Source organism: Kribbella sp. NPDC004536 (genome assembly GCF_042873835.1).
GTDB lineage: Bacteria > Actinomycetota > Actinomycetes > Propionibacteriales > Kribbellaceae > Kribbella.
Map to the genome: position 1 here is coordinate 281,133 of NZ_JBIALY010000002.1, position 18,308 is coordinate 299,440.

General features: G+C 69.1%; 14 protein-coding genes. 9 read left to right on the forward strand and 5 right to left on the reverse strand.

Features of this window, described 5'->3' with window-relative positions:
• The first annotated feature begins 11 nt into the window (after positions 1–11).
• Positions 12–470 carry a GyrI-like domain-containing protein gene (locus tag ACFYRU_RS16230; protein ID WP_387658844.1) on the forward strand — a complete coding sequence of 153 codons (459 nt, stop codon included), beginning with the start codon at positions 12–14 and terminating at the stop codon, positions 468–470.
• On the opposite strand, the gene ACFYRU_RS16235 is transcribed toward ACFYRU_RS16230, so the two are convergent.
• Entirely contained in the window at positions 451–1,287 is an 837-nt protein-coding gene (locus tag ACFYRU_RS16235; RefSeq protein ID WP_387658846.1) for a ZIP family metal transporter, read from the reverse strand. The two genes, ACFYRU_RS16230 and ACFYRU_RS16235, sit on opposite strands and share 20 nt — an antisense overlap.
• Before the next feature lie 213 nt (positions 1,288–1,500).
• Between ACFYRU_RS16235 and ACFYRU_RS16240 the strand changes: the two genes are divergently transcribed.
• Both ACFYRU_RS16240 and ACFYRU_RS16245 read left to right on the forward strand, forming a co-directional pair.
• Positions 1,501–3,081: a flavin monoamine oxidase family protein gene (locus tag ACFYRU_RS16240; protein ID WP_387658849.1), complete on the forward strand. Its 1,581-nt coding sequence runs from the start codon at positions 1,501–1,503 to the stop codon at positions 3,079–3,081.
• Positions 3,078–3,731, forward strand: a complete 654-nt coding sequence (locus tag ACFYRU_RS16245) for a Rid family hydrolase (protein WP_387658852.1) — start codon at positions 3,078–3,080, stop codon at positions 3,729–3,731. Before ACFYRU_RS16240 ends, ACFYRU_RS16245 begins: the two co-directional genes overlap by 4 nt.
• Here the strand turns inward: ACFYRU_RS16245 and ACFYRU_RS16250 are convergent.
• Positions 3,679–4,875 carry an MFS transporter gene (locus ACFYRU_RS16250; protein ID WP_387658855.1) on the reverse strand — a complete coding sequence of 399 codons (1,197 nt, stop codon included), beginning with the start codon at positions 4,873–4,875 and terminating at the stop codon, positions 3,679–3,681. The two genes, ACFYRU_RS16245 and ACFYRU_RS16250, sit on opposite strands and share 53 nt — an antisense overlap.
• A gap of 99 nt (positions 4,876–4,974) precedes the next feature.
• Here ACFYRU_RS16250 and ACFYRU_RS16255 point away from each other — a divergent pair, with 99 nt between their 5' ends.
• Entirely contained in the window at positions 4,975–6,048 is a 1,074-nt protein-coding gene (locus ACFYRU_RS16255; RefSeq protein ID WP_387658857.1) for a DUF5937 family protein, read from the forward strand.
• A gap of 30 nt (positions 6,049–6,078) precedes the next feature.
• Here ACFYRU_RS16255 and ACFYRU_RS16260 read toward each other — a convergent pair whose 3' ends face one another.
• Complete coding sequence (locus ACFYRU_RS16260; RefSeq protein WP_387658860.1) at positions 6,079–7,416, reverse strand: PLP-dependent aminotransferase family protein; 1,338 nt, start codon at positions 7,414–7,416, stop codon at positions 6,079–6,081.
• A gap of 64 nt (positions 7,417–7,480) precedes the next feature.
• On the opposite strand from ACFYRU_RS16260, the gene ACFYRU_RS16265 reads away from it, so the two are divergent.
• Complete coding sequence (locus tag ACFYRU_RS16265; RefSeq protein WP_387658862.1) at positions 7,481–8,110, forward strand: DJ-1/PfpI family protein; 630 nt, start codon at positions 7,481–7,483, stop codon at positions 8,108–8,110.
• On the opposite strand, the gene ACFYRU_RS16270 is transcribed toward ACFYRU_RS16265, so the two are convergent.
• Positions 8,090–8,875, reverse strand: a complete 786-nt coding sequence (locus ACFYRU_RS16270; RefSeq protein ID WP_387658865.1) for a helix-turn-helix domain-containing protein — start codon at positions 8,873–8,875, stop codon at positions 8,090–8,092. The two genes, ACFYRU_RS16265 and ACFYRU_RS16270, sit on opposite strands and share 21 nt — an antisense overlap.
• 136 nt (positions 8,876–9,011) lie before the next feature.
• Between ACFYRU_RS16270 and ACFYRU_RS16275 the strand changes: the two genes are divergently transcribed.
• Together ACFYRU_RS16275 and ACFYRU_RS16280 are read left to right on the forward strand one after the other, a co-directional pair.
• A complete protein-coding gene (locus tag ACFYRU_RS16275; protein WP_387658868.1) occupies positions 9,012–12,128 on the forward strand; it encodes a sugar-binding protein in 3,117 nt (1,038 codons plus the stop codon).
• The gene (locus ACFYRU_RS16280; RefSeq protein ID WP_387658870.1) at positions 12,128–13,123 is read left to right on the forward strand and encodes an oligogalacturonate lyase family protein; all 996 of its coding nucleotides are present in this window, start codon (positions 12,128–12,130) and stop codon (positions 13,121–13,123) included. Before ACFYRU_RS16275 ends, ACFYRU_RS16280 begins: the two co-directional genes overlap by 1 nt.
• On the opposite strand, the gene ACFYRU_RS16285 is transcribed toward ACFYRU_RS16280, so the two are convergent.
• Positions 13,113–15,497 carry a hypothetical protein gene (locus ACFYRU_RS16285; protein WP_387658872.1) on the reverse strand — a complete coding sequence of 795 codons (2,385 nt, stop codon included), beginning with the start codon at positions 15,495–15,497 and terminating at the stop codon, positions 13,113–13,115. The genes ACFYRU_RS16280 and ACFYRU_RS16285 overlap by 11 nt on opposite strands.
• Before the next feature lie 157 nt (positions 15,498–15,654).
• On the opposite strand from ACFYRU_RS16285, the gene ACFYRU_RS16290 reads away from it, so the two are divergent.
• Both ACFYRU_RS16290 and ACFYRU_RS16295 read left to right on the forward strand, forming a co-directional pair.
• On the forward strand, positions 15,655–16,698 hold the full coding sequence (locus ACFYRU_RS16290; protein ID WP_387658875.1) for a LacI family DNA-binding transcriptional regulator: 1,044 nt from the start codon (positions 15,655–15,657) through the stop codon (positions 16,696–16,698).
• The gene (locus tag ACFYRU_RS16295) at positions 16,695–18,293 is read left to right on the forward strand and encodes an FAD-dependent oxidoreductase (protein WP_387658878.1); all 1,599 of its coding nucleotides are present in this window, start codon (positions 16,695–16,697) and stop codon (positions 18,291–18,293) included. The genes ACFYRU_RS16290 and ACFYRU_RS16295 overlap by 4 nt, the downstream gene beginning before the upstream one ends.
• Positions 18,294–18,308 lie beyond the last annotated feature (15 nt).

The window sequence follows — 18,308 nt, forward strand, 5'->3', positions numbered from 1 at the left end:
ACGATCGACGCGTGGATGTCGACGTACAGCTCGTCGTTCCCCGCCGGCTGGCATCGGTCCGGCGGGAGGTTGTGGCGGGCGAGGTCGGCTCGGCCTGGCGCCCGGCGCTGGACCTGGTCTGGGCCTTCGTCCGGACCCAGCCAGGTCTGTGGACCGACGGTCACAACGTCTTCGTCTACCACCACAGCACTGACGCACCGCTGCGCTGTGAGTTCGGCGTCGAGGTGACGCGGACGTTCGACCCCGCAGGAGAGGTCTACCCCACGGAGACACCGGCCGGCGAGGCAGCAGTCGCCGTCCACCGCGGGTCGTACGACCTGACCGAGGCCTACGACGCAATCACCCGCTGGATGGCCTCGAACGATCGCGAGCCCGCCGGCCACAGCTGGGAGATCTACGGCGACCCGACCCCGGACCCGGCCGGCAACGAGACAACCGTCTTCCAGTTGCTCAGGCCCCGGCAGCCGTGACGATCGCGTCGGTCGCGAATCCGGCCAGGAGGCCGAGCAGGATGCACCAGGTGGTGAGTTCCTTCAGGCCCGTCTTGCGGGCGACCGAGAGCAGTTCGATCACGACGTACAGGATCGAGCCGGCGGCGAGGCCCAGGAACGCGACCGACAGGGTGTCGTTGACGAACCGCTGACCGACGAGCGTGCCGACGAAGGTCGGGCCGCCGCCGATCAGGCCGAGGAGTGCGAGCGTCGGCCAGCTCGGCCGTTCGCCGGCCGCCGCGAGCGGTGCGACGATGCCGAAGCCTTCGGTGGCGTTGTGCAGGGCGAAGCCGACGATCAGCAGCACGGCGAGCGACACCTCACCGGTCGCGGCGGAGTTGCCGATCGCGAGACCCTCGGCGAAGTTGTGCAGGCCGATCCCGGTCGCGATCATCGTCGCCAGGCCGGCCGCGGCGGACTTGGTGCGCGGCTGGAGCGCGGGATCGCCGGTCGCCGCGGCGCCGGGTCCGATGCTCGACGACGACGCAGCCGCCCGGCGGCGCGCGGTCCAGCGGTCGTAGTACACGAGTCCGAGCAACCCGATCCCCAACGCGGCGGCGAGGACGAGGCCGTTGCCGAGTGCCGTACTCCAATGCTTGTCGGCGAGCGCTCCGTCGACCGGCTCCCAGGCGTGCGCGAGGACGTCCCAGAACAGGAACAGCAGGATCCCGATGGCGAGCGCGTTCAGCCCGGCCTTGAGCCTGGGCGCCGGGGCGCGCAACCGGCCGATCGGCAGGCCGAGGTAAATGGTGAAGCCGGCGATCGCGCCGAGAACGGCGACCTGTGAGCTGGACATCGAGACTCTCCGAGACGTGGTTGAGCACAGAAATACAGCTCGGAGGGTAGATGAGGGCAGCCTGACCTAACAACTCCTCGGTGCTGGGAAGTTTGTTACCTCGAAACATACCTGCCGGTACGAGTGTCTTGCCGTTACGGTGCTGACACGCTCCGAAAACATCATGTCCTTACCTTTCTGGTCAGCTAACCGTTGCCCAGTGAGGAGTAAGGCATGGCGCAGACCAGACGTCAGTTCCTGCAGCAGGTCGGAATCACCGGTGGGGCCGGAGTGCTGTACTCGACGATGTCGGCGCTCGGTCTCACGAGCGTGGCCGAGACCCCCGCGTACGCCGCCCCGGCGCGGGTCGAGCTGGACGGGCGGAAGAAGCACGTCGTCATCCTCGGCGCAGGCATCGCCGGACTCACCTCGGCGTACGAGTTGCTCAAGGCTGGCTACAAGGTCACGTTGCTCGAGGCCCGCAACCGCCCCGGCGGCCGGAACTGGACGGTTCGCGGCGGCACCGTGGAGACCGACCTGGCCGGCAACACCCAGCGCGCGACGTTCTCGCCGGGCCAGTACATGAACGCCGGCCCGGGCCGGTTGCCGCAGCACCACGTGACGCTGGAGTACTGCCGCGAACTGGGCGTCGCGATCGAGCCGTTCGTCAACCAGAACGCCGACGCGTACCTGTACCGCGAGGGCTCGACAGCCCTGTCCAACAAGGCGATCCGGCACCGCACCGCGAAGGCCGACGTGTACGGGTACGTCGCCGAACTGCTCGCGACCGCGACCGATCAGGGCGCGCTCGACGCGCTGCTGACCGAGACCGACAAGCAGGCGCTGATCAGCTTCCTGGGCAGCTTCGGGTCGATCGGCAACAAGGCGTCCGGCTTCGCCTACACCGGCACCGACGGCCGGCGCGGTTACACCGTCGAACCCGGCGCCGGTCTGGAGGGCGGTACGACCGCCGCCCCGTACGCGTTGAGCGATGTCTTCGCCAGTGGCGTCGGCAACTACTTCTCGTTCGAGTTCGGCTGGGACCAGGCGATGATGATGTTCCAGCCGGTCGGCGGGATGGACCGGATCCCGTACGCGTTCGAGCGGGCGATCGGCAAGGACAAGATCCGGTACGGCTCCGAGGTGACCGGACTGCGCAACACCACCACGGGCGTCGAGGTGACGTACGTGACCGGCGGCCGGACTCGTGTGATCACCGCGGACCTCGCGATCTGCGCGCTGCCGCCGCACCTGGCCGCGAAGGTCCCGTCGAACCTGCCGGCCCCGATCATCGAGGCATTGAAGTACGCCCGGCCGACGAACGCGGGCAAGATCGGCATCGAGTACGGCCGCCGCTGGTGGGAGGAGGACCACCGGATCTACGGCGGCATCACCAACAGCAGCCTGGACACCGTCAACACCTGGTACCCGTCGTACAACTTCCACGGCGAGCGCGGGACGCTGATCGGCTACTACAACACCGGCACGAACGCGAACACGTACGGCGCTCTGACCCCGCCGGCCCGGTTGCAGCGGGCGCTGATGCAGGGCGCGAAGATGCACGGCGACGTGTACACGAAGGACGTGAAGGCGGCGTTCTCGGTGAACTGGCTGGGGACGAAGTACTCCGAAGGTTCCTGGGTCAGCTGGCCGTCGCAGACCGACGGGATCTACGCGCGGCTGCTCGATGCCACCGGCAACATCTACTTCGCCGGCGACCACCTGTCCCATGTGATCGCCTGGCAGCACGGTGCGATCACGTCCGCGCGGGCGACCGTCACGGCGCTGCACAGCCGGGTGGTGGCGGGCCGATGAAGACACGCCTGATCGCCGGAGCCGTCGCACTGGTCGTCTCGTTCACCGCCGGAGCGGGTACGGCGGCCGGCTGGTGGGACCGGCCGAAACCGCCGAAGCCCGGTACCGTCGTGCCCGCGTTGCCGGCCGGGCAGTCGAATCCGCTGATCGCGACCGGGGTCGGCATCGGCGCGAACACACCGGTCTACAAGACGAGCGGGATCGGTCCGTCGGCGCTGAACACGGGAGCTCCGGCCGGGAGCGAGGCGTCGTACATCGACACCGCGATCTTCCCCGGCGGCACGCTTCCGGCGGGCGTCACGATCACGGAAGCCCAAGGAATCAACGTACTCCGGCGCATCGGGGAGAACCTGGCGGCCGCGGGACTGTCGTACGCAGACGTCTACACGATGCGGGTGTTCCTGCAGAACCCGTCGGGTGCGGCCACCGCCGACTTCGCCGGCTGGAACCGCGCGTACCGCCAGTACTTCGCGAACACCGACCTGACCACTGGTGCGTACGTACCGGTTCCGTTGGGTACGGCGGCGCCCGCGAAGCCGTTCGTGGTGAACAAGGCCCGCCCATCCCGGTTCGCCTTGGAGATCGAGAACCTGCCGGTCAACGGCTGGCTGGTTGAGGTCGAGGTCGACGCTGCCTACCCGGTTCGGTAGCGATTGCCGAAGCGGCCAGAAGGGTCGTGGTGGTGAGGGTCAGCCAGAGCGTGGCCTTGCCGTGGGCGGCGAGGGTGGTGACGACGGCAGGGGCGACGGCGAGGCTGAAGCCTGTGGAGAGTTGGAAGCGGGCGAGAGCCCGGCCCAGGAGCTGAGGCGGTGCTTGGGCGGTGACCAGGGCGGTGGCGCTCCCGGCGTAGACGATTTCGCCGAGCGTGCAGACGACCGAGACGGCGGCGACGGCACCTGGTCCGAGTGATGTTGCGGCGAGGAAACCAAGGTAGGAGGCGGCCAGTACGACGCCTGCGAACGCGAGCACTGTGCGCCGGGAGAAGCGCGACATCAGGATCGTGACCGGTACCTGGAGAGTGACCACCAGGACCGTATTCGCGACGAAGATGGCGGCTGACCAGGCGGGGGAGGCGTGCAGTTGGGTCACGATCACCAGTGGGATCGCGACCTCGGGGACGCTCAGGCAGAAGACGTAGATGACGTTCGCGACCAGGAGGGTGCGCATCGGGGGTGCGTCCGCCTGGAGCTGCGTCTTCGCCGGCCGTGCGTGAACGTGGACCGACCACGCCAAGGCGGCTGCGACCAGGTAGGCGAACCCGGTCGCAGCCGCCATCGCGTGCAGCGCGACGGGTCCGCCCGCGAGGCAGGCCGTGGCGAGGAGAGCGCCGACGCCGAGGGCGGCGTTGCGGAGAGAACGGGCGGCCGCGAGCGCGGCGTCGCGTTCGCGGCCGTGGGAGACCGTGGCCACGAGAGCTGCGTGGGCGGCCGGCCACGCTTGGTTGCCGATGCCAAGGAAAAGGCCGGCTGCCGCGAACATCCCGACCTGTCCGGGCTGGGTGGCCAGGAGGAGCACCACACCGACGACCCGGATCAGCATCGAGGCGGCGACGACCGTACTGCGCGCGCCCCGGTCGAGCCACCGGCCGACCGCGGGCATGCAGGCCAGGGCGACGACGACGCCGGCCGTCATCGCGATACCGGTGACCGGGGCAGACAGCCGCAGTACGGTCACGCCGTACAGCAGCAGGAAGGGCCGAAGCAGCCCGGTGCCGAGCGCGTCGACGGTCAGCGCGACGGCGTACCGGGGTCCTCCGGAGGCGCGGACGAGGGCCCGCCGGTTGGGCTTGGTCATGGCCTCAACGGTGCGTTCGTACGCCACGCGGACCACGACAGTTGACGAACACCGTCAACTGTCGCCGGCGCCGGTGGTCCGGCCAGCAACAATGAGGGCATGACGTTGCGCATCGACATCGGCGGTCCCGCGGCCGGACGGGTGCGGTTCGCCGCGTCCCCGTTGGCCGAGCTGACCGCGATGCTGCACGTCCTGGCCGAACCTGCGCACCATCCGCAGCTCGCCGGTTGGGCGGCCGACGTGTGGGCCGGGCTGCGGCCGGAGCTGGCCGAGCGGCTTCGCGAGGCGGAGTTCCTCTGGCGTTCCTCGCGGGCCGACTTCCTGGTCCCGGCTCGTCCGCGGCCGACGCTCGCCGCGGAGCTGGACGACGTGGACCGGATCGACGACGAGACCTATGTGACCGCGGCGCTCGTCACCACCTGCGGCAGCAACCGGGTCCACTTCGGTACACCGTCACCGCTGGTCGACGCGACGGCGCGGGAGCGGGCGCTCGATCTCGCCCAGGCCCGTGGCGCACTGCAGGAGGCGTTCGCGGAACGGCTGCTCGCGGATCCGGCTGCGGTGCGGGCGCGCGTACGGGACACGCTCGAGCAGTGCGCCGAGGCGTTCTTCGACGCGGCCTGGGCGGGCGTCGGCGTACAACTCGCCACCGATCTCCGGGTGAAGAACGATCTGCTCAAACGTCAGGGCATCGAGGCCGCCCTCGCTGCGGTCTCCACCGCCGTGACCTTCGACGGCACCTCGATCGTCGTCGACAAACTCCAGGACAACGCAACCACCGGCCCCGGCATCACCTTCCTTCCCACCGTCTTCGGTCGCCCACACTTGGTGGCAGTACACGCCCCTGGTTGGCATCCAGTTGTCCAGTACCCGGTCGCCGAGCCCGCTCCGTCGGAGCCGGTCTCCTTGGAAACGGTCACGCTACGGCTGGACGCCCTCGCACATCCCGTACGTCTGCGCCTCCTTCGCACCCTTGCCCGCGGCCCCCACACCACCGGCGAACTCGCCGACGCCTGGGACCTGACCCCACCCGAGGTCTCCCGCCACCTCGCAGTCCTCCGCCGAGCAGGCCTACTAACCTCCGAACGCCACGGCCGCTACGTCCGCTACACCATCAACCTCCCCGACCTGACGACCTTAGGCTCCGACCTGCTGTCCGCCGTACTCCGATAGTGCAGCCGAACCGCTCCACTCGTATCGGCGTCAGCGCGAGGCGTCCAGGTCGATTTCTTCGCGGACTGTTTGGAGGCTGGTTTGGAGGTCGGGGAGGGGTACCGAGCCGAGGGCCAGGCGGAGGGCGTGCGGGACGGTGGGGGTGGCGGCGAAGGGGGCGGCCGTCGAAACCGCGATTCCTTTGGCGGCGAGGGTTGTGGCGATGCGGTCGGGGCGGGCGTCCTGGGGGAGCGGGAGCCAGATGAGGTACGACGACGGGTGGCTGACGTACGGCAGTCCGTCGAGGCTCTCGGCTGCGATGGATTGGCGGAGGCGGGCGTCTTCGCGTTTCTGGAGTTCCAGGCGAGCGACGGTGCCGTCAGTGAGCCATCGGGTTGCGATCGCGGCGGTGATGGCCGGGGTGTGCCAGGTCGTTGCCCGGACAACACGTTCCAGTACGGGGATCAACGCCGGAGGAGCGGCGACGAAGCCGATGCGGAGTCCGGGCGCGACGCTCTTCGACAGGCCGGAGACGTACACGGTGCGACCGGGGGCGAGCGTGGCGAGTGGCGGCGGCGCGTCTTCGACGAGGTAGGCGTACGAGGCGTCCTCGACGATCGTGACGTCGTACCGCCGGGCGATCGCGGCGAGGCGTTCGCGCTGCCGTTTGCCGTAGACCCAGCCGAGTGGGTTGTGCAGGGTCGGCATCGCGTAGACGGCGCGAACCGGGCGTTGGCGGCACAGCTGCTCGAGAGCTTCGAGATCGGGACCGGTGCCGGCAGCGGGGATTGGCGCGAGTTCCAGGCCGAGGGTGCGGGCGAGGACGAGGAAGCCGGGGTAGGTGACGGCGTCGACGGCCACCACGTCGCCCGGCTGGAACAGCGCCATCGCGGTGACGGCCAGTCCTTGTTGGGCTCCGTTGACGATCAGTACGCGGTCGGCGTCGACGGCCAGGCCGCGGCGCCCGAGGTGACGGGCGACGGCGGCCCGGTCCTGGGCGCGGCCGAGGTGTGGCTGGTAGCGCAGCAGCGATTCGAGATCACCGGAGCCCGCCAGGTCCCGGAGCGCCTGGCGGAGCAGGCCGGCCTGTCTGGGGACCGACGGCGAGTTGAAGTTCAGGTCGATCGCGTCGGCGGCGACAGCTCGCTGATCTGTTCCCTCGGCGGTGGTGGTGGCCAGGTCGCGGACGAACGTGCCGCGGCCCTGCTCCGAGCTGACCAGGCCCATCGCCTCGAGTTCGGCGTACACCCGCGACGCCGTGACGATCGCGATCCCCTCGTCGGCCGCCAGCGCACGGTGCGTGGCGAGCCGGTGCCCGGCCGGCAACCGTCCGCTGCGGATCTCGGCCGCCAGCGAGTCCACGACCGCCTTGTACTTCGGCACTCTCACAGCCGCGATTGTATCCAGAACAATTCTTCGACTGTCATGGATAGGAGCTCCTAGCCTGAACCCCATGCACACCGCGATCCTGACCTTCGACGGCTACAACGAACTCGACTCGCTGATCGCCCTCGGCATCCTGAACCGGGTGAACGCGCCCGGCTGGCGGGTCTCGATCGCGTGCCCGGCACCACGCGTACGGTCGATGAACGGCGTGACGATCGACGCGATGATCGACTTGGACGAGGCGTGCGAAGCCGACGCGGTGATCGTCGGCAGTGGCCGCAAGACCCGCGAGGTCGTCGAGGACCCGGCCGTCATGGCGACCCTGGCGCGGCTCGATCCGAGCCGGCAGCTCCTCGCCGCGCAGTGCTCCGGAACCCTGGTGCTGGCGAAGCTCGGCCACCTCGACGGCGTACCGGCTTGTACCGATCTCATCTCCAAGCCGTGGGTGCAGGCGGCCGGCGTCGAGGTGCTGAACCAGCCGTTCTTTGCCCGCGGCAACCTTGCGACCGCGGGCGGCTGCCTGGCGTCGTCCTACCTTGCTGCGTGGACGATCGCCAGACTCCACAGCGTGGAAGCAGCCGACGAGGCCATGCACTACGTGGCACCGGTGGGGGAGAAGGACGAGTACGTCGCGATGGCGCGCCGCGCGGTCGGACCGTACCTGTCCGAGGCCGGGTCAGATCTTTGTCTCTCCTGAGCGCCGGAAGGCGATAGGGGACAGGCCGACGCGGTTCGTGAACAGGCGGGTGAAGTAGGCGGGATCGTCGTAGCCGACCCGGCGCGCGACGGCGGCCACCGGCAGGTCCTCCTCGGCGAGCAGGACCTTCGCGGTGCTGAGGCGCGTAGCCAGTACCAGCTCGTGCGGGGTCGATCCCGTCGTACGGCGGACGACCTCACGCAGCTGCTCGACGCTGAGGTCGAGCCGGTCGGCGTACGCCTGGATGCTCATCGGTGTACAGGCGAGCTCCGCCAACCGTTCCGCGATCTCGTCGGCCGGCTGTGGTGCGGCCTGCGCGATCAGGTCGAACAGTGCGGCCGCGGTCTGGACGGCGTTGTGCGCCCGGCTGACCCGGAGCAGCCGCGTGAACGCGCGGTCGATCTGCCGCGGATCCGGGTACCGGCTGACCGGTTCGGTGCCGAGGTGACCGAGCGTCGTGAGTGCCTCGGTCGCGGGACCGGCGAACAATGTCCACGCCTGCCGCCAGCGCGTCGCGGGTACGTAGCTGTGCAGCACGCCGGCGTGCAGCCGGAGCATCGCGGGCGCGCGTACCTCGTACAGCTCCCGGTCCGGTCCGTACTGCAGGTGGCCGCTGCCCTCGGTGACCCAGACGAGCGCGTGGCAGCCGAGCGCGCGCTCCGGCATCTGCTCGGTGCCGTTCTCCTTCTCGCCCGCTCCGAAACAGCAGAGTCCAAGTTGGCGCTCGGTCGCGCTCGGCGTCGGGTAGATCGACCACGATTTCATGCCGACAAGAGTCCAACAAGTCGCGTACGACCGTCCATTCCGGCGAACATCGCCGGTGCCGAACCGTTGACACCGGGCCCGCTGGGTCTCAAGGTGGCATCTGCGAAAGCGCTTTCGCCCAACGAGAGGACAGCCGATGGCTGGTTCGGTTCGAAAGATGATCGGGGTGCTCGCCGCGGGGCTGCTGGTGGCGAGCCAGTTGGTGACGACGGCAGCCGCAGCGGGGGACCCGGGGATCGTGTTCAGCAACCCGGTCGCCGCGGACGGGATCACCGCCTGGCCCGGCGACGCGGACAAGACGCCGGAGCACGCGGCGTCGAGCCGGCTCGGGGTGCCGTGCTGGCAGACCAGCAACGACCCCAAGGACCAGTACCTCTACCTGAACCTCGACAGCGCCCGGATCCCGGCCGGCGCGACCGACGCCGTACTCACGGTCAACTACTTCGACACGCCGGGCCAGCAGCTCACCGCGCAGTACGACAGCGTCAGCGCGGCCTTCACCTCGGTCCCGTGGTTCACGTTCCCCGGCAGCGGTGCCTGGTCGAGCACCCAGTTCAGGTTGTCGAACGTCAACTTCCAGAACCGCGCGAACGGCGCCGACATCCGGCTGATGGCGAATGCGCCTGGTGGCGTGATCAGCTCGGTCTGCGTCAGTTCGGTCAGCGTCTCGTTCGCGGACACGACCGGCATCACGGTCACCAACCAGAGCCTGGTCTTCCAGCAGGGCTCGGGCAACGTCACGCTCACCTCGACAGCGTCGTCGGTTGCCTGGAGCATCACCGACGACCAGTACCTACCGGTTGCCTCCGGCAACACCACCAACGGCACCATCAGTACGGCGTCGCTCGGCCCTGGTTTCTACAACCTGCGCCTCACCGCGGGCGGAACGGTCGTGGGCACGACGTTGGCAGTCATCCCACCGCTCCCGGCCGGGATCCAGTCGCCGACCGGCAGGTGGGGTGTGAACACCCACATGAACCACTACTACAACCTCAGCAGTGCCCTGATCCGCACCCTCGCGCTGGCCGGCTTCTCGCACATCCGGGAGAGCCTCGAGTGGCCGCGGATCGAGTCCGGCTCACCGGGCAACTATGCGGTGGACCCGCAGGAGGACGCGGTGATCGCCGACGCCAAGGCGAACGGTCTGACTCCGCTGCTGGGCACCGGCTACCGCAACCCGCTGTACGACGGTGGACATACCCCGAGCACGCCGGAAGGCCTGGCGGCGTACGGCAGGTACCAAAGTTGGTGGCTGAAACATTTTGCGGGGACGACCAACGACATCGGGACCTACAACGAGTACTACATGTCCGGGTTCAACGACAGCGCCTGCGGCATCACGGGCGCGTGTTTCGTGCAGCTGATGAAGGCGGCCTACGAACAGACACATGCCGACAACCCGAACGCGAACGTCCTGGCCGACATCGGGCCGAACAGTGGCGACACGTCGTTCCGTGATGCCGTGGTCGCAAACGGCGGGCTCAACTACTTGGACACGATCGACGCCCACATCTACACGTTCGGCGGGCCGGAAGGAAACCTGGACACCCAGATCCAGAGTCTGCGGGCCAAGGCCGACGCGAACGGCGGCGCCGGCAAGCCGATCTGGATCAGTGAGCAGGGTTACCCGACCGCGCCGAGCTTCGGCGGCTCAATGCTCGACCAGGCGCGCAAGTCGATCCGCAACGACGCGTTGATGATCGCGAACAACGTCAGCCAGTTCTACTGGTACGACGCTCTGAACGACGGCACCAACCTCGACGACAAGGAGTCCACCTTCGGCCTCCTGCAGGCACCCGCCGGACCGATCGCGGGGATGGCCCCGAAGCCGGCCCTGGTCGCGAAGGCGACGACGATCCGCGCGCTGAGCGGTCTGACGTACAGCGGCCGTGACAACCTGGCGGCACCGCTGTACTCGTACCGCTTCGGCACCACGCGCGTCATGTGGTCGACCGCGACCGGTACGTCGTCGGTCAACCTGAGTACGACCAGCCCGCTCGAGGTCACCGACATGTACGGCCACCAGACCACGCTCACCCCGACGAACGGGGTCGTGACGATGACCGTCGACCAGGACCCGGTGTTCGTGAAGGGGGCGGCCTCCGGCGTCACCGTCGCCGCCGCACCGGACGTCAAGGTCGCGGCCGCGGACCCGTCCAACTCGCAGGAACCGACCGCCGTCACGGTCACGCTGAAAGGCACCGCGCACAACCTCGGGCCGCGCGCGGTGACGATCGCCGGTCAGACCAAGCAGGTACTCGTTGTACCGGGCAAGGACTCGACCGTCACGATCCCGGTGCCGCCGAGCGACACCCTCGGTGCCCGGCACGTGGTCGCGACGGTGTCCCGGAACAACAGGCCGACCGCGCGGCTCGTCGCGTGGACCAGCGTCGAACCCGCTACCAGGATCCGGGTTCTCCCGCAGCTCACCCAAGACCTGCAGACGTCGCTCGGCCTCGAGCTCACCAACACCAGAGCGAGTACCGCGGCGACGATCCAGGAGCTGACCTGGACCATCGCCGGGCAGCACGGCACCGCCGGTGCCGGGCAGTCGGTCGAACCGGGGCAGAAGGCAACGATCGCCGTACCGGTGAGCGGGCTCCAACCGTGGAAGGCGTACGCGTACACGGTCGACCTCACGACGACCGACGGCAACAAGATCTCCGCGAAGGGGACCACCGCGTTCGACCCGATCGTGCCGTCGGCAACGACGCCGCGGAGCTCGATCGACCTTGCGACCGATGCCAGCTGGATCGCGTTCAGCCGGCCGTGGGGTGGCGCGGCCGACCTGTCCGGTACGGCCAATTTCCAGTACGACGCTACTGGTCTGACTGTCAACGCCGATGTCACCGATGACGTCTTCGCGCAGACTGAGACCGCGCCGAACCTGTGGCGCGGCGACAGCCTGCAGTTCGCGATCAGCAACGGGCTGCCCGGCGAGAACGCGACCTCCACCGAGATCGGCGCTGCCCTTTTGCCGACCGGTCCGGCGGTCTACACGTTCGCTCCCACGGCCGGGCCGACGGCCGGCGCCACCTCCGACATCACCCGCGCCGACGGCGTCACGTCGTACCGGATCAAGGTGCCGTGGACCTCGCTGGGGTTCACGGGCCAACCGGCCGGACCGATCGCGATCTCGCTTGCGCTGAACGAGAACGACGGTAGCGGGCGAGTGGGCGCGATGCAGTGGGCGAGCGGCATCGTCACCGGCAAGACCACCACCCTGTACCTGCCGGGGACGTTGATCAGCTGATGATCGTTGCTCAGGGCGCGCATCTGACCTACCCACATGCGAACGGCTTCCACGACGACCGGGTCGCGGTTGTCCGCTGGGATGCCGAACGGTCGGCGACGGCTCTCGTCAGCGTGTCGCTGGATGACGCCGGGGACGTGCAGGAGATCTGCACGGTTCCGGGGCCGTACCCGAACGACAACACCGTCTGGTTCGACGTCGCCCGGTCCGCGCGACGGCTCGCGGCGGTTTGGGATGACGCACTACACCTCGTCGACCTCGACGATCCGGTGGCCGAGGTCGTCTACCGGGGCCGGAACCTGCATGGGCTGGTCAGCATCAACGCTGCGGGAGACCGGGTGCTGGTGGCAGAGCAGGAGCCGTGCCGGTTGCTCGAGGTGGATGTTGATACCGGCGGCGTGCGTGTGGTGCACACCAGTAGTTGGTGGTCGAACCACGCGCACTACTGCCCGGCGGACGAGGCGTGGATCGGCTTCTCGCACGAGGGTCCTACTGAGACTGTCCCGGACCGCGTGTGGGCGTGGCATGCCTCGGAGTTGCCGGCCGGCGGTTGTGTGCTGAAGCAACCGGACGGGCTGTACTTCGGTCACGAACGTTGGGCGCACCATGCCGTCGGTGCTGTTGTCGTCGCGTACGGAGTCAGCCCGGGAGAGCCGCGGGGGTTGTACTGGACCTCGCCGGGGGAACCCGAGGGACGGTTGCTGTCGCGCGGCGACCGGTACTGGCATTGCGACATCAACCGCGACGGTACGCTCGCCGTCGTCGACACCAGCGGTCCGGCGGACCGCCCAGGGAAGGGCTGGGAGAACGCCGACAACCAGTCCGACGTACTCCTGATCGACCTCCGCGACGGCCAGGTGACGCCGCTCGCACGTACTCTCGCGAAGCGTCACCCGGCCCATCCGCACCCGATCTTCACGCCGGACAGCTCGTCCGTCCTCTACAACCACCTCGCCCCCGACGGCACGGTTTCCGTCGGGCGCGTCAACCTCTGATCAGCCCCAGATGCGATGGAACCTGTAGATCGGCGGACCGTACCCGTCGATCTGCCGGTGCCCCAGCCCCGGCGAGGGTGTTGGTGCCCGGCCCGGTCGGGTGCGGGATCAAGCCGTAGTAGATGCGGGGTGCGCCGTCCAGCCTCAAAGTCGCCTTGCCATTCGCTACCGGTAGCGTCCGGGTCTGCCCGATCGCATCCACCTCCCGAACAGTGGTGCCCGATGCGGCGACGGCAAGCGAAGTCTTGGTCGGCCACGGGTCGCCCCACACTTCGGGCGCGGGGAAATGCCAGTCCGTACGTTGGCCGACTGTGTTGAGGATGTACCCATCGGCCCGGTTCCACAGCACCACCGCCGGTCCGTCAGGAGTGTCGAACCACAACCCGAACGTCAGCGGATCCGCGAACGTCAGCCACCCGCTGAAGTCGGCCCGGTCGAACACCCGCGCGGCATTCGCATAGGCAAGCAGCGAAGGCTTCGGGCTGAGGTCGCGGTTCATCAACCCGTAGTGGTACTCGACGTTGTCCGGGTCGGCGACCTGCGGCATCCCGAGCACACTGTCGTGGAACTGGTACCAGCACACGCACTTCACACCTTCGGCCTTCGCCAGCGCGAGGGTGAGCAGGACGTTCTCGGCCGCATGCCGATACGTGTCGTGCCACCAGCTGTTGGGCTTCGTCGGCGCGTACGCCTCGGTCATCCAGATCTCTTTCGCGCCGTGCTGGTCCATCAGCGCCTTGAGCTGCTTCAGCCCGCCGTAGAAGTTCCAGTAGGTGCCTGCGGCACCGGTATCCCAGTCGCCTGGCGGTATGTAGTCGGGCGTGAAGTTCCCGCGCCCCGGGTGATAGGCGAAGGCGTCGATCAGGTCCCAGCCGCCGCCGGCGATGAAGTTCTCCACCCACGGCTTGTCCATCCCGGCCAGGCCGTTGTTCATCAGCTTGACCGTGTCACCAGTCACGGCCCGCCGGTTGAACACGGGCCGCATCACCTTGTCCAGGTACGCCTGCGCCACGGTCCCCGTGTTGAACGGCCGGTTCAGCTCGTTGCCCACTTCGAAGTACCCAGCCCCGGCCCCGGCCGCTACCGCCAGTTTGTCCGCGGCCCAGGTGGCCGCGACGGCGTCGGACACGTCCAGCGATGGCTGCAGCTCGATGTTGTGCCGCATCCCGCGCGCGTCGAACGCGGACGGCGGCAACCCGGGCCCGCCGTCGTACGCGATCCGGACGAGGCTGATGCCGGCGCGCTGCCACAGATCGAGTACGGCGCCCGAACTCGGCCGCTGCAGCCACGGGTAGTTCGCGATCCCGAACATGCTCGCCGTACCGGCCTGATAGTCGTACGACGGCAGTACGGCAAGATTGGTCCGCGCGAACGCCTCGTCGGCACCGGACCGTACGACGACCTCGGCCAACGCGATGCCACTCGCCGGAGCCGACAGGCTGAACGTGTACTGCCACGTCCCGGCCGCGGCGACGTTCCCGGTCACGGTCGAGGCCGCGAGCTGTACGCCGTCGAAGCTCCGCATCGTCAGCTCCAGCTCGACCGTCTTCGCCGCGCCGCCGTTCGCGACCAGCGCGGTCAGCTGCATCGGCTCCCCGGCCGTCTCGTACAGGTTGAAGTCCTTGTTGGTCGTCAGCTCAAGGCCTAGCTCGACGCCCCGGCCGATCGTGGCGGTGGCCGACGGGCGGGTCTCGGAGAAGTAGAAGTCGGCCTGACTCGTCCATCCGCCGGCCGGATCGACGACACCGGGTGCGTGCACCCAGGTCGCGTTCGTCCACGCCTGCTTCGACCGCTCCAGCAGGAACAGCCCGTGCAAGCTGCTGCTCCAGGTCGACGTGTGCGAGACGCCGACGGTGTCCTCGTACGGGATGCCGCCGCCCGCGTCGCGGACCCACTCGGTGATCGCGATGTAGTCGTCGGGCGCGGCCGGCGCCTGGATCGCCCGGCTGAACAGGAACCCGTCCGGGACCAGCGTCGAAGCCCCGTTGATCCGCCACTCGAGCCGGGCGTGCGACGTACTGACGCTGAACCACCCAGTCACCACAGTCCCAGCGGTGTCGAACGTGTAGTCCATCCGGATCGCCGGCGTCCCGTCCGGCAGCGCGCTCAACGTCGGCGTACCTCCGGTGGAGGTCTGAACACCGGTGACGCTGTCCTTGACCTGGAACTTCGAGCCGGCGGACCGCGTCACGCCGGCCGCGTCGCGGATCGCGAGCCGGCCGCCGGGACTGGCCAGCAGGCTGATGCCGCCGGCGGTCAGGGTGACGTCACCGGCGGCGGCGAACGCGCGGATCGGGGTCGCCTCGGCGACCAGGACGACGCCGGCCGCGAGCGCCGTCCCGAGGAAGCCCCGGCGGCTGATTGCTGAGGTCATCGACTGCTCCTCACTGATAATGCGTATCTTCAGATCGATGACCGGAACGCTCCCAGTCCGGAACCGCTTCGTCAAGAGGTCATTGCGCGATCGGTGCGAGCTGGGCTAAGGTCGCCGCAGATCGGTTGCAGATAGGCATTATCACCACGGAGGAACGATGGCCCCGAAACCTCGCCGAGTCACCCAGCGCGAGATCGCCGAGCTGGCCGGCGTCAGCCAGACCACCGTGTCGGTGGTGCTGAACGACCGCGACGGCAAGAACGTGCGGATCCCGGACGCCACCCGGGCGCGGGTCAAGCAGGCCATCGAGAAGCTGACGTACGTCGCCGATCCGGCCGCGCGCCGGCTGGCCGGGCTGGACAACGAGATCATCGGCGTCTTCACGTACGAGGCCGCGCTGTCCCCGGAGAGCATGGACTTCTACGGCCCGCTGCTGAACGGGATCGAGCGCGCCGCCGAGCGGATCGGCTGGGACCTGCTGTTCTTCACGTCGTCCCCGGTCGAGAACGGCAACCGCAGCCTGTTCCATCGCAAGACCCGGCTCCGGCTGACCGACGGCTGCGTCCTGCTCGGGCAGCAGATGGTCGCGTCCGAGCTCGAGCGACTGGTCGCGGAGCAGTTCCCGTTCGTCGCGGTCGGGCGTCGGGACGAGACCGCCGCCGCGGTGCCGTACGTCGCCATCGACTACGTCACGCCGACCACGGCGCTGATCGACATGGCCGCGGCCGCCGGACATCAGCAGGCGTTGTACGTGCATCGCGGCCGGGACACGCCCGCGGCGCGGGATCGGCGCGGCGCGGTCGAGTCCGCGTCGGCGGAGGGCCGGCTCGCGTTCCTGCTGGTGGGGGAGGAGCGGATCGCCGAGTTGCCAAGGCTCGCGCAGGCGACCGGCGCGACGGTGATCTTCGCGGAGGACGCGTTCCTGCTCGAGGACGTCGTCCATGCGCTCACAACGGCGGGCGTCTCGGTGCCGGACGAGATCTCGGTGGCGGCGCTCGGCGCGGTCCGCGGGCACAGCATCGAGGGCAAGGCGCTCGCGGGCTTCCACGTGCCGAGGGAACAACTGGCGGCCGAGGCGCTCGACCTGTTGCGGTTGCTGATCGCAACGGATCCGGCCGAGTGGGGCGGGATCGAGATCCGGCGGTTCCTGGTCGCCGAGGTCGAGCCGGGCGAGACGATCGTCGAACGGACCGGCGCATGAGCGAGAAGCTCGGCACCGAGGTCGCGATCATCGGCGGCGGGCTCGGCTCCGTCGCGGCTGCGCTCGCGTTGCTGCAGCGCGGCCGGCGCGTGGTGATGACCGAGGAGTACGACTGGCTCGGTGGGCAGCTGACGTCGCAGGCGGTGCCACCGGACGAGCACATCTGGGTCGAGCAGTTCGGTGTCACCGCCCGGTACCGAGCGCTCCGCGACGGCATCCGCCGCTACTACCGCGACCACTACCCGCTGACCGCCGCCGCGCGCGCCGACCGCGAGCTGAACCCGGGCCGCGGGCGGGTCAGCCGGCTGTGTCACGAGCCACGGGTGGCCGACGCGGTCATCACGGCGATGCTCGCGCCGTACCGGTCGACCGGCCGGCTGACCGTGCTGCAGCCACGGGTGCCGGTCGCGGCCGAGGTGACCGACGGCGTCGTCCGCAGCGTCACGGTCGCGGATCCGCGCACGGGGGCGGAGACCGTGATCTCGGCCGAGTTCGTCCTGGACGGGACCGAGACGGGTGACCTGCTGCCGCTGACCGGTACGGAGTACGTCGTCGGCGCGGAGGCACGCGCCGACACGGGCGAGCCGAGCGCGGCCGAGGTCGCGGATCCGGGCAACGTGCAGTCGATCGCGTGGTGCTTCGTCTTCGACCACGTGGCCGGCCCCCACACGATCCCGCGCCCGGACGACTACGACTTCTGGCGTTCGTTCGAGCTGCCGTTCTGGGGCGCGCCGATGCTGTCGTTCACCGCGCCGAACCCGCGCACCCTCGCGCCGGAAGAGCGGACGATGAACGTCAACCCGGCCGCCGACGTGACCGGCGACCCGCGCTACGACGCGGGCGACATGGACCTGTGGCAGTTCCGCCGGATCGCCGCCCGGCAGAACTTCGCGGACGGCTTTTACGACAGCGACATCGTGCTGGCGAACTGGCCACAGCTGGACTACGTCAGCGGTTCGATCATCGACACCGACGACAAGGCCGTACACCTGCGGGCGGCGAAGGCGCAGTCCCGGGCGTACGTGCACTGGCTGCAGACCGAGGCACCCCGCCCGGACGGCGGCCGCGGCTGGCCCGGACTCCGGCTCCGCGGCGATCTCGTTGGTACGGCCGACGGTTTCGCGCAGGCGCCGTACATCCGGGAGTCGCGCCGGATCAAGGCTCTCACCACGGTCCGCGAACAGGACATCTCGATCAAGGCCCGTGGATACGACGGTCCGGCCCGGTTCGACGGCTCGGTCGGCGTCGGGATGTACCGGATCGACCTGCATCCGTCCACCGGCGGCGACAACTACATCGACGTCGAGTGCGCGCCGTTCGAGATCCCGCTCGGCGCGCTCGTCCCGGTGGCCACCCAGAACCTGGTACCGGCCGCCAAGAACATTGGTACCACCCACATCACCAACGGCGCCTACCGGCTGCATCCGGTCGAGTGGAACATCGGCGAATCGGCCGGCGAACTGGTCGCGTTCTGTCTGGACCAGGGCACGAGCCCGCGGCAGCTCGCCACCGACGAGACCGCGGTCGAGAAGCTCCAGCACAGGCTGATCGACGCCGGCGTCGAACTGCACTGGCCTGAAATCGCCGGCTACTAGCTCTGAAGGGCCATC

Coding starts and splice junctions, on each gene's coding strand:
- ACFYRU_RS16235 (WP_387658846.1), bottom strand. CDS start 1,287: ATGTCCAGCTCACAGGTCGCCGTTCTCGGCGCGATCGCCGGCTTCACC.
- ACFYRU_RS16240 (WP_387658849.1), top strand. CDS start 1,501: ATGGCGCAGACCAGACGTCAGTTCCTGCAGCAGGTCGGAATCACCGGT.
- ACFYRU_RS16245 (WP_387658852.1), top strand. CDS start 3,078: ATGAAGACACGCCTGATCGCCGGAGCCGTCGCACTGGTCGTCTCGTTC.
- ACFYRU_RS16250 (WP_387658855.1), bottom strand. CDS start 4,875: ATGACCAAGCCCAACCGGCGGGCCCTCGTCCGCGCCTCCGGAGGACCC.
- ACFYRU_RS16255 (WP_387658857.1), top strand. CDS start 4,975: ATGACGTTGCGCATCGACATCGGCGGTCCCGCGGCCGGACGGGTGCGG.
- ACFYRU_RS16265 (WP_387658862.1), top strand. CDS start 7,481: ATGCACACCGCGATCCTGACCTTCGACGGCTACAACGAACTCGACTCG.
- ACFYRU_RS16270 (WP_387658865.1), bottom strand. CDS start 8,875: ATGAAATCGTGGTCGATCTACCCGACGCCGAGCGCGACCGAGCGCCAA.
- ACFYRU_RS16275 (WP_387658868.1), top strand. CDS start 9,012: ATGGCTGGTTCGGTTCGAAAGATGATCGGGGTGCTCGCCGCGGGGCTG.
- ACFYRU_RS16280 (WP_387658870.1), top strand. CDS start 12,128: ATGATCGTTGCTCAGGGCGCGCATCTGACCTACCCACATGCGAACGGC.
- ACFYRU_RS16285 (WP_387658872.1), bottom strand. CDS start 15,497: ATGACCTCAGCAATCAGCCGCCGGGGCTTCCTCGGGACGGCGCTCGCG.
- ACFYRU_RS16290 (WP_387658875.1), top strand. CDS start 15,655: ATGGCCCCGAAACCTCGCCGAGTCACCCAGCGCGAGATCGCCGAGCTG.
- ACFYRU_RS16295 (WP_387658878.1), top strand. CDS start 16,695: ATGAGCGAGAAGCTCGGCACCGAGGTCGCGATCATCGGCGGCGGGCTC.